Here is an 8,297-nt window from a genome sequence, read left to right as displayed (position 1 = left end):
GCCCCGCCCGCCTACCCCGGCGGCCCCCCCCTTTGGGGGGGGGGGGGGGTGGGCGGGGCCCCCCCCCCGCGCCCACCACGTACGAGGCGCTGTCCCGTGGTCGGGACAGCGCCTCGTACGCACCGCCGGGAGCGGCTCGGCTCACTGGTCGGAGCAGACCGAGGGACTTGAGCGAGAAGCTCTTCGCCGGGGGTGTAGCCGGTGGCGAGGTATCGCCAGTCGGAGACGACGAGGGTGGAGTCGGGGTCGAGGGGCGGGTGGCCGGCGCGGATGCGGGCCTGTTCGCTCTGCCAGGTGCGGCGGACGCCACGGAGGGTACCGAGGGTAGTGGAGTAGCGGCGGGACTTGGTGGAGAAGTGGCCGCGGAAGCCGAGCATGTGGGCCCACTTGGTGAGCTTGAGGTCGGCGAAGTCGGTGACGCGGCGGCCGAGGTCCCAGCAGGTGCGGATCATGGCGGACGTGTGCGGCGACCTTGAGGTCGGCGATGGGGTTCGGCCAGGCCGGTGCCCTCGCACGAGCGGCATGGAGTGTCGCCGTCGTCGGTGGGGGTGCGTCCGCGTCCTTTGCAGCGGGTGCAGTAGAGGGGGCGGTCGGTGGTGCCGGTGCCTTCGGCGTACTTGGCGACGCAGCCGGCCACAGCGGCGTCGGTGAGCGGGGTGTCGTCGCGGTCGGCGGTGTCGGGTCGGCGGATGACGCGGATGTCGAGCCGGTCGCCCCAGCGCAGGACGCGTTCGCCGATGGAGTCGCCGGTCACGGTGACGGACACCTTGGTGGCGGCGGTGCGGACGGCGGCGGTGAGGAGGTCGGTGGTGGCCCAGTCGGGCGGGGTGCTGGTGGAGCCTTCGGGGCCGTCGAGGCGGACGATGGCGTGGAAGTGGACCAGGCCGCGCTTCTGGAACTCGGCGACCTTGGCGAAGGAGATGCGGCACCCTTCGCGCGAGCCCCGCCCGGAATCCACCCGGGCGGGGCTCGCCGGAGCTGTCTCCAGGTTCAGGCAGCGGCGCCGTACTGGCGCGTCAGCCGCCGGACTTCGGCATCCTTGAACGCCTGGACCTCTTCCACGATCCCGCTCTTCGACAACTCGGCCACGGGCACGCAGAGGTCCATGCGCTGGATGCAGACGCCGACCATGTACTCCCCCTGCTCAGTGAGGTACAGCCGGACGCCGTAGTAACCCTCCTGGCAGTCCGTGTCGTTGTTGAAGCTGCACGACGCGCAGGTGTCCGGCAGTCGCACCGGCAGCAGGCGCTTGACGTAGACGGCCCGGCTGCCGAGTGCCCGGTAGAGGGTCCGTTCGTCGGAGGTGCCGGCGGTGAACGTCCGGAGCACCGGTTCAGCGCCTACCCGGGCCAGCACTTCGGCTATCGCCGCGATCGACTGCGGTCCGTCCTGGATGCTGGTGAGCATCCGCACGTCCGCGAACTGGCCGTGCGACTCGACCAGGTTGACGACCCGATCCACGTGGGCCGGGCCGGGCACGACGATGTTCACGGAGACCTTCACACCGTTGGCCACGGCGGCGCGGATGGTCTGTTCCGCAGAACGGATCTTCGTGTCAGCCAGGCCCGCCGACTTGAAGCGCTCGGACTGCACGGCCTGAAGCTCGTCGGCGGTAGTGCCGAACACCGAGACGTTGACCCGGTTGAGGCCGGCCGCCGAGCACTCCGGCATCACCTGCCGCCCGCGCTCCCCGTTGCTGGTCATCCCGACGCTCAGCCCCATGCCGGTGAGCGCCGAGACCAGCGAGGGCACCTCCGTGTGGAGGGTGGGTTCCCCTCCCGTGAGGTGAACCTCGCTGGCGTCGAACGCCTTCGCCACGGTCTTCACCGCCCGCCGGAAGGCCATGTCCGGGGCCATCTTCGCGGAGAGGAAGTTGACCCCGTTCGTCTCGCTGTAGATCGACACGCGGCCGGTCTTGCCCGGTCCCGACACGAAGGGCAGCAGGGTACGGCCCTTGTTGTCGGCGGTAACCGGCGTTCCCTCGTTGTGGCAGAACGTGCAGGCCAACCCGCAGTCGTCGATCACCTTGATGCGGATGGTCTTGTCGCGGACGACCCGGACCGCAGGATACTGGGTCACAGACACGGTTTGCCTCCTGTCACTCGAACGCGAGCCGGGGGATCGACTCGATGTCGATTCCGTACCGGCGGTAGACCTTGGTGGTGTTCTCGCTCGTCAGCTCAGCCAGGGGGAGCCCGAGCGCAAGCGCGGTCGCGTGGACGTGTTCGGCGCTGTCCCCCTCGATCTCCAGGTACGGGGGGATCAGCGGCCAGTGGTCGATCTCGATGGCAGCGCCGCCCAGCGTCCAGGAGGACCGGCGGTTCTCCTGGTACGCCTTCGGCTGGTAGCCGAGTTTGCCGAGGAGCGCATTGGTGGTGTCGAAGTCGCCGACGGTCGTCTCCGTTTCGGTCACGCCGTCGATCGCGTCGGAGTGGATTTCCTTGACGCACAGGGTGATGCTGCTCCCAGTGTCGCGCAGGCGGACCCATGTGCCGGGCCGGCCGGGGATGTCGTAGACGTAGCGGCGCTGGAACCGGTCGCCCAGGTGCTCCGCCCCGGCTTCGGCCAGCTGTGCGCTCATCTTCTCCGGCTCGATGCCGAGGATCTTCGCTTCGAACTCAGTTGCGGTCATTGGTAGTTGCCCTTTCCAGACGAGGTTTCGGGATACGCGAGCGCACGATATCGGCTATCGCGCTTGCTACCTCGTCCGGCGTGCGACTGGTGCCGTCCACACGGACGAGGCCGAACGCCCGGTACACCCGGGAGCTTTCGGCGATGTTCGGCTCCTCACGCTGGTGCCAGTAGCTCAGCGCTCCCCGTTCGACCCGCCGACGAAGGCGCTCCTGGCGCACGCGCTCATCCACCTCCAGCAGGATCGCCACGTCCGGCACGAGGACCCCGCCCGGGTACTCCGAGACGCAGTCGTGCCCCATGGCCCTGTGCGTGGCGATGGTGCGCGGGAAGTAGGACTCGACCACTACCGTCCGGCCGCCCTCAGTGATCTTCCGGGCCGTCTCGGACTTGATGTGATTCGCCATCATCCACCAGTGGAACCGGGCTGGCAGGATGCCGGCGGCGTCCACCTCCGCCCGCATCGCGGGGAATGTCGGCAAGGCATCGTCCGTGAGGTGAACTCCGCCGAGCAGGGCCGCGACCAGTGGGGCGACAGTGCTCTTCCCGCTTGCACTGAGACCGTCGAGCGTGACGAACGGCTCGCGGGTCACATCCATGTGAACTCCATTCCTCGGTCGGCTTCCGGGCCGTGCGGTGTCGCAGAGCCCACCTCGATGGCTGCCCGTCAGTCGCGACTCACGAGGCGGGAGCCTTGGGTCAGGCGGGCGGTTCGCGATCCGGCACCGAGTGGGCCGACCCCATCGAGCCGAGGTGGTCAGAGTCCACCTGGTGCAGTACGGAGGTGCCGAGAAGAAACGCGGTGACCACGTGGCCGAAGGCCCATTCGCCGGTCAGCACCGGCCGGCCGGATCACGGTGTTCGCCGCGGTGACGGCCGCCGGCCGAGATCCGCTCAGTCATGCCTTCACGGTCCTCAGCTCGAACCAGACCCATTTCCCGTGCGGCACCCAGGCCACTCCCCAACGGGAGGAGAGGGCTTCCACCAGACCCAAGCCGTAACCGGACTCCGCCTCACAGGTCGGGTCCGTACGACACGGCAGCACCCCGGACGAGTCCCGAACTCCCACCCAAACCGTTGCCTTCCGGCGAGTTACCGAGACGGAGAGCCGCGTGCAACCCGTGTGCCGGACCGCGTTCGCGACCAGCTCGCTCACCAGCAGACGCGCCACGCCCCCCAACTCCTCAGCGGACCAGGCCGTCAGGGCAATACTCACCAACTGGCGTGCAGCGAAGGCCGATTCGGGACGGCATGGCAGTTGCAACAGACACCCGAGATCATCAGGCCGTACAACCGGAATGTCGATCAGTACGACGCCGGAAGAATCGGCGGACGTTGTGCTGACGCTCACGGACATGCGACCTCCAGTCTCGAAGCAGCGCGGACGACCGCGACACCGGCAAGCTCACCTGCGGTGTCGCACTGCGTCCCATCGGATTCGACCCCTTGGACTGTGCAGCGGACCGCACACATGAAGAATCGGGCAGGAGCCAGCCCAGAACGATGACCGCCGGGTGTTACCTAGGCGGTAATACTCTTCATGAGCACGGGATTTGATGATCCTTGTGCGGCTGTTCTCCCCAGTGAAAGCTGTGTCCGATGGCGCAATCCGGCCCGACCCGTGGCCCTCTGCTACCTGCCGAGTTGCTGGCGCGCGAAGATCTCCGCCTGGCACTCGCAGAACACGACTTCGCCGCAGTCTTCGGCCTGATCAAGAAGTACGGCGGCCTGTCCCAGAACCGCATCGCGGCAGCCTGTCAGATCACGCCGGGCAAGGTCTCAACGATCATGTCGGACAGCTCGAAAAGGATCACCTCCTACGAGGTGATCGCCCGAATCGCCGATGGCCTGGGAATTCCCGGCGGCCTTGTCGGGCTGGCCCCGCGCCCATGGGAGAGCACCCTGGCGGAGTCACCCCAACCGATCACAACCAGTCGCCCGGACAACGACTTCCCGTGGCAGCCGGAGGTGACGACAGCCCTAGCCATCCAACTCACTGGAACCGATCTCGCCATGGACAGACGTACCGCTACCCGGCTGCTGGCCGCCGCAGCGATCACCGGTACAGCCTTGCTCGACCCGCTCGAAGGGTGGCTCGCCTCACCTGCCGCCGCAGCCGACCGCCGCCGACCAGGACGACTCGGGTCACACGACGTGACGCAGCTGGAAGCCGCAGCCGTGGCCTTCCGTCAGTGGGATCACCGGTTCGGCGGGGGCCTGCGGGCCAAGGCGGTGTTGGGGCAGCTCAACGACACCGCAGCCGCCCTCGAAGACCGCCAACGCCCCGACGTCGAACGGCGGCTGCACGCCGTCATGGCTCAGCTCGCAGGCACCGCGGCCACCATGATGTGGGACTCCGGCTACCAGCGCCGTGCCCAGGACTACTACCGACTCGCACTGCGCTCCGCCCACGAAGGCGGTGACCGCGCGTACGGAGCCAACGTCCTGGCCGGCATGGCTCGCCAGGTGCTCTATGCCGGGCGACCGGGCGACGCCCTCGAACTCGTCAGACTCGCCCAGGACGGCAGCCGCGGTTGTGCGGGCCCCCGAGTCCGGGCCATGCTCCGCACACGCGAGGCATGGGCGTATGCGGCGATGGGGCGGGTGGCCGCCTTCCAGCGCGCGACAGGCCAGGCCCTCGACGAGCTTGCGTCAGCGCGCGAGGTGGACGACGAGCCCCATTGGATCGCGTACTTCGACCAAGCCGAGATCTCCGGCGTCACCGGTGGCCGGCTACTCGATCTCGCCCGCACCGACCCCAGCACCCATGCCGAAAGCGCCGCCGAGCACATTCGGGCAGCACTGAGCGATCGTGGGACGGAGGCAAGCCGGTCCCACGCACTCGACCGCATCGGGCTTGCCGAGACCCGCTTTCTCATCGGTGACGTTCCAGGAGCTGTCGAGGAAACCCACCGCGCTGTCGCGTCCGCCGCTCTCACACAGTCCGACCGGGTCCGCACCCAGCTTGGCGGCCTCTACCAGTACACCGTGGGACGCGCTACGAATCCGGCCGTCAGGGGAGCCCGCGATAGCATCCGCGAGCTACTGGCGAACTGACCCGAAGGGGAGGCGGCATGACCGTCATCGCGGTAACCGGGCACATGGACCTCACCGAACCGAGCGTCGCGCTGGTACGTGAAGCCCTCGGAGCCCTGCTCGGCTTCCACGCCGACGACGGCCTCACCGGCGTCTCCTGCATCGCCAAGGGCGCCGATGCGATCTTCGCCGATGTCGTGCTCTCGCTCGGCGGCAGTCTGGTCGTGCTGGTGCCGTCTGCCGACTACCGACAGACCAAGGTCAAGCCCGACTATGCCGCCGAGTTCGACCGCCTCCACGGGGCTGCGAATGAAGTGGTGGTCATGCCGCACGCCGAGGCCGACCGTGCGGCGTACGAAGCCGCCAACGAAGAGTTGTTGCGCCGCGCGGACCACCTGTTCGCCGTCTGGGACGGCCGGCCCGGCAACGGGCGCGGAGGTACCGCCGACACGGTGGCCGGTGCTCGGGCGGCTGGTCTGCCGGTCACGGTCGTCTGGCCGGACGGCGCCGCCCGCCAGATCCGGTGAGCGAAACGCAGATGGCCCCGCACTCGTCCGAAGGAGTGCGGGGCCACCGTCGTAGCCGGGGCCGGGATCAGAGCAGCCCGAGGGCCGGCATCAGGTAGTAGAAGGCGAAGACGGCCGAGACCGCGTACATCGCGATCGGGACCTCGCGGCCGCGGCCGGCGGCGAGGCGCAGGACGCAGAAGGCGATGAAGCCGAAGCCGATGCCGTTGGTGATGGAGTAGGTGAACGGCATCATCACCATGGTCAGGAAGGCCGGGATCGCGATCGTGTAGTCCGCCCAGTCGATCTCCTTGATCGAGTTGGCCAGGATCAGGAAGCCGACGGTGACCAGGGCCGGGGTGGCGGCCTGGGCGGGGACCATGGTGGCGAGCGGGGTGAGGAAGAGGGCGACCACGAAGAGGGCGCCGGTCACGATCGACGCGAAGCCGGTGCGGGCGCCCTCGCCGACGCCGGCCGTGGACTCCACGAAGCAGGTGTTGGCGGAGGCGGAGGTCGCGCCGCCGGCGGCGGTGGCGATGCCGTCCACCATCAGGATCCGGTTGATGCCGGGCAGGTCGCCCTTGGCGTCCAGCAGGTGGGCCTCGTCGGCGACACCGAGGATGGTGCCCATCGCGTCGAAGAAGCAGGACATCAGGACGGTGAAGACGAAGAGGACGCCGGTGAGGACGCCGACCTTCTCGAAGCCGCCGAACAGGCTGAACTCGCCGACCAGGCCGAAGTCGGGGGCGGCCACCGGGTTGCCGGGCCAGGCGGGGACGGTGAGGCCCCAGTTCGCCGCCGGGATGTCGGCGACCTTGTCGATCACCACGGCGAGGCCGGTCATCACGACGATGGAGACCAGGATCGCGCCGGGCACCTTGCGGACGACCAGCACCAGGGTGAGCAGCAGGCCGAGCACGAAGATCAGCACCGGCCAGCCGAGCAGGTGGCCGTTGCCGCCGAGCTGGAGCGGGACGGTGGTGTGGGCGGCGTCGGGGATGCGGCTGACGAAGCCGGAGTCGACCAGGCCGACCAGGCAGATGAAGAGGCCGATCCCGATCGCGATCGCCTTGCGCAGGCCGAGCGGGACGGCGTTCATCACGCGCTCGCGCAGGCCGGTGGCGACCAGGATCATGATCGCGAAGCCGGCCAGCACCACCATGCCCATGGCGTCCGGCCAGGTCATCTTGGGCGCGAGCTGGAGCGCGACGATGGTGTTGACGCCGAGGCCGGCGGCGAGGCCGATCGGGACGTTGCCGATCACACCCATCAGCAGGGTGGTGAGTCCGGCGGTGAGCGCGGTCGCGGTGACCAGCTGGGCGCTGTCGAGGTGGGCGCCGGTCATGTCCGTGGCGCTGGCCAGGATGATCGGGTTGAGCACCAGGATGTACGCCATGGTGAAGAAGGTGGCGATGCCACCGCGGATCTCGCGCGGCAGGGTGGAGCCGCGCTCGGAGATCCGGAAGTAGCGGTCCAGGGCACCGTGGGGGGGCGTGGGTGCGCCGGAGGCGGGCTCGGGCGACTCGGTGGTCGGCTGGGCCACAGGCATGCGTGCGTCCTCTGGTGGGGGCTGAGGAGGGGGTGGACGCCCGGAGCGACGGTGGCCGGGCGGGCCCGGTGGGACGGGCACGAACACAGGTGTCCTGGGCATGGCACGGCCAACCGGAATCACAAGTATGAGTTCCCCGATCGCACACGCGCTATCTTCGCGCGTAGACCGAGCGGCGCGCCCGCGCCCGGACCCTCGCCGCCCCACCAACGCGGACGGTCGCGCCGCGCACCGTACGCTAGGCCTCATGCCGAAGAGCCCGCTGCACCCCTCGCCCCCGCCGCTGGAGGCCAACGACGTCGCCATCGTCGGCGGTGGCACGGTGCTGTGGTTCGTCGCCTTCCTGGCGCTGCTCCCCTTCCAGGGCGCGCTCTCCGACCACGACCACGGCAGCTGGCCGTGGATCTGCCTCTCCGGAGCCGGCCTCGGCCTGATCGGCCTCTGGTACTGCCGCGCCCGCCGGGACGCCATCGCCCGTGACCGTGCCGCCGAGGCGGCGTCGAAGGGCGCCGCCGGTGACGGCACGGACCCGGCCACCCAGTCGGACTGAATAGTCCTTTAGTAGCACGCATCGG

General features: G+C 69.2%; 10 protein-coding genes. 3 read left to right on the top strand and 7 right to left on the bottom strand.

The window, feature by feature from the left end:
- Positions 1-11 precede the first annotated feature (11 nt).
- The 6 genes from ACFXHB_RS21165 to ACFXHB_RS21140 all read right to left on the bottom strand — a co-directional run bounded on the left by ACFXHB_RS21165 (position 12) and on the right by ACFXHB_RS21140 (position 3,988).
- Entirely contained in the window at positions 12-452 is a 441-nt protein-coding gene (locus tag ACFXHB_RS21165; protein WP_380576136.1) for a replication initiator, read from the bottom strand.
- Complete coding sequence (locus ACFXHB_RS21160) at positions 449-958, bottom strand: replication initiator (RefSeq protein WP_380576135.1); 510 nt, start codon at positions 956-958, stop codon at positions 449-451. Before ACFXHB_RS21160 ends, ACFXHB_RS21165 begins: the two co-directional genes overlap by 4 nt.
- A gap of 32 nt (positions 959-990) precedes the next feature.
- Positions 991-2,085, bottom strand: a complete 1,095-nt coding sequence (locus tag ACFXHB_RS21155; RefSeq protein ID WP_380576134.1) for a radical SAM protein — start codon at positions 2,083-2,085, stop codon at positions 991-993.
- A 13-nt stretch (positions 2,086-2,098) separates the two neighbouring features.
- Positions 2,099-2,632 carry a class IV adenylate cyclase gene (locus ACFXHB_RS21150; RefSeq protein WP_380576133.1) on the bottom strand — a complete coding sequence of 178 codons (534 nt, stop codon included), beginning with the start codon at positions 2,630-2,632 and terminating at the stop codon, positions 2,099-2,101.
- Positions 2,619-3,230 carry an AAA family ATPase gene (locus ACFXHB_RS21145; RefSeq protein ID WP_380576132.1) on the bottom strand — a complete coding sequence of 204 codons (612 nt, stop codon included), beginning with the start codon at positions 3,228-3,230 and terminating at the stop codon, positions 2,619-2,621. The genes ACFXHB_RS21150 and ACFXHB_RS21145 overlap by 14 nt, the downstream gene beginning before the upstream one ends.
- Before the next feature lie 299 nt (positions 3,231-3,529).
- Complete coding sequence (locus tag ACFXHB_RS21140; RefSeq protein ID WP_380576131.1) at positions 3,530-3,988, bottom strand: ATP-binding protein; 459 nt, start codon at positions 3,986-3,988, stop codon at positions 3,530-3,532.
- Between the two features lie 242 nt (positions 3,989-4,230).
- Here ACFXHB_RS21140 and ACFXHB_RS21135 point away from each other — a divergent pair, with 242 nt between their 5' ends.
- Together ACFXHB_RS21135 and ACFXHB_RS21130 are read left to right on the top strand one after the other, a co-directional pair.
- A complete protein-coding gene (locus tag ACFXHB_RS21135) occupies positions 4,231-5,688 on the top strand; it encodes a hypothetical protein (RefSeq protein WP_380576130.1) in 1,458 nt (485 codons plus the stop codon).
- Between the two features lie 17 nt (positions 5,689-5,705).
- Positions 5,706-6,194 (top strand): hypothetical protein, encoded by a 489-nt coding sequence (locus ACFXHB_RS21130; protein ID WP_380576129.1) that lies wholly within the window; start codon positions 5,706-5,708, stop codon positions 6,192-6,194.
- A gap of 67 nt (positions 6,195-6,261) precedes the next feature.
- Here ACFXHB_RS21130 and ACFXHB_RS21125 read toward each other — a convergent pair whose 3' ends face one another.
- Positions 6,262-7,722: an NCS2 family permease gene (locus ACFXHB_RS21125; protein WP_380576128.1), complete on the bottom strand. Its 1,461-nt coding sequence runs from the start codon at positions 7,720-7,722 to the stop codon at positions 6,262-6,264.
- 247 nt (positions 7,723-7,969) lie between these two features.
- Here ACFXHB_RS21125 and ACFXHB_RS21120 point away from each other — a divergent pair, with 247 nt between their 5' ends.
- The gene (locus ACFXHB_RS21120) at positions 7,970-8,272 is read left to right on the top strand and encodes a DUF2530 domain-containing protein (protein ID WP_380576127.1); all 303 of its coding nucleotides are present in this window, start codon (positions 7,970-7,972) and stop codon (positions 8,270-8,272) included.
- The last annotated feature ends 25 nt before the right edge of the window (positions 8,273-8,297 follow it).

This window comes from Kitasatospora sp. NPDC059327 (genome assembly GCF_042752535.1).
Lineage (GTDB): Bacteria > Actinomycetota > Actinomycetes > Streptomycetales > Streptomycetaceae > Kitasatospora.
This window is presented reverse-complemented; position numbering and strand designations above follow the sequence as displayed.

What these genes read in the sequence shown, in the direction of transcription:
- ACFXHB_RS21150 (WP_380576133.1), bottom strand. Translation starts at nt 2,632, where the DNA reads ATGACCGCAACTGAGTTCGAAGCGAAGATCCTCGGCATCGAGCCGGAG.
- ACFXHB_RS21145 (WP_380576132.1), bottom strand. Translation starts at nt 3,230, where the DNA reads ATGGATGTGACCCGCGAGCCGTTCGTCACGCTCGACGGTCTCAGTGCA.
- ACFXHB_RS21140 (WP_380576131.1), bottom strand. Translation starts at nt 3,988, where the DNA reads ATGTCCGTGAGCGTCAGCACAACGTCCGCCGATTCTTCCGGCGTCGTA.
- ACFXHB_RS21130 (WP_380576129.1), top strand. Translation starts at nt 5,706, where the DNA reads ATGACCGTCATCGCGGTAACCGGGCACATGGACCTCACCGAACCGAGC.
- ACFXHB_RS21135 (WP_380576130.1), top strand. Translation starts at nt 4,231, where the DNA reads ATGGCGCAATCCGGCCCGACCCGTGGCCCTCTGCTACCTGCCGAGTTG.
- ACFXHB_RS21125 (WP_380576128.1), bottom strand. Translation starts at nt 7,722, where the DNA reads ATGCCTGTGGCCCAGCCGACCACCGAGTCGCCCGAGCCCGCCTCCGGC.
- ACFXHB_RS21120 (WP_380576127.1), top strand. Translation starts at nt 7,970, where the DNA reads ATGCCGAAGAGCCCGCTGCACCCCTCGCCCCCGCCGCTGGAGGCCAAC.
- ACFXHB_RS21165 (WP_380576136.1), bottom strand. Translation starts at nt 452, where the DNA reads ATGATCCGCACCTGCTGGGACCTCGGCCGCCGCGTCACCGACTTCGCC.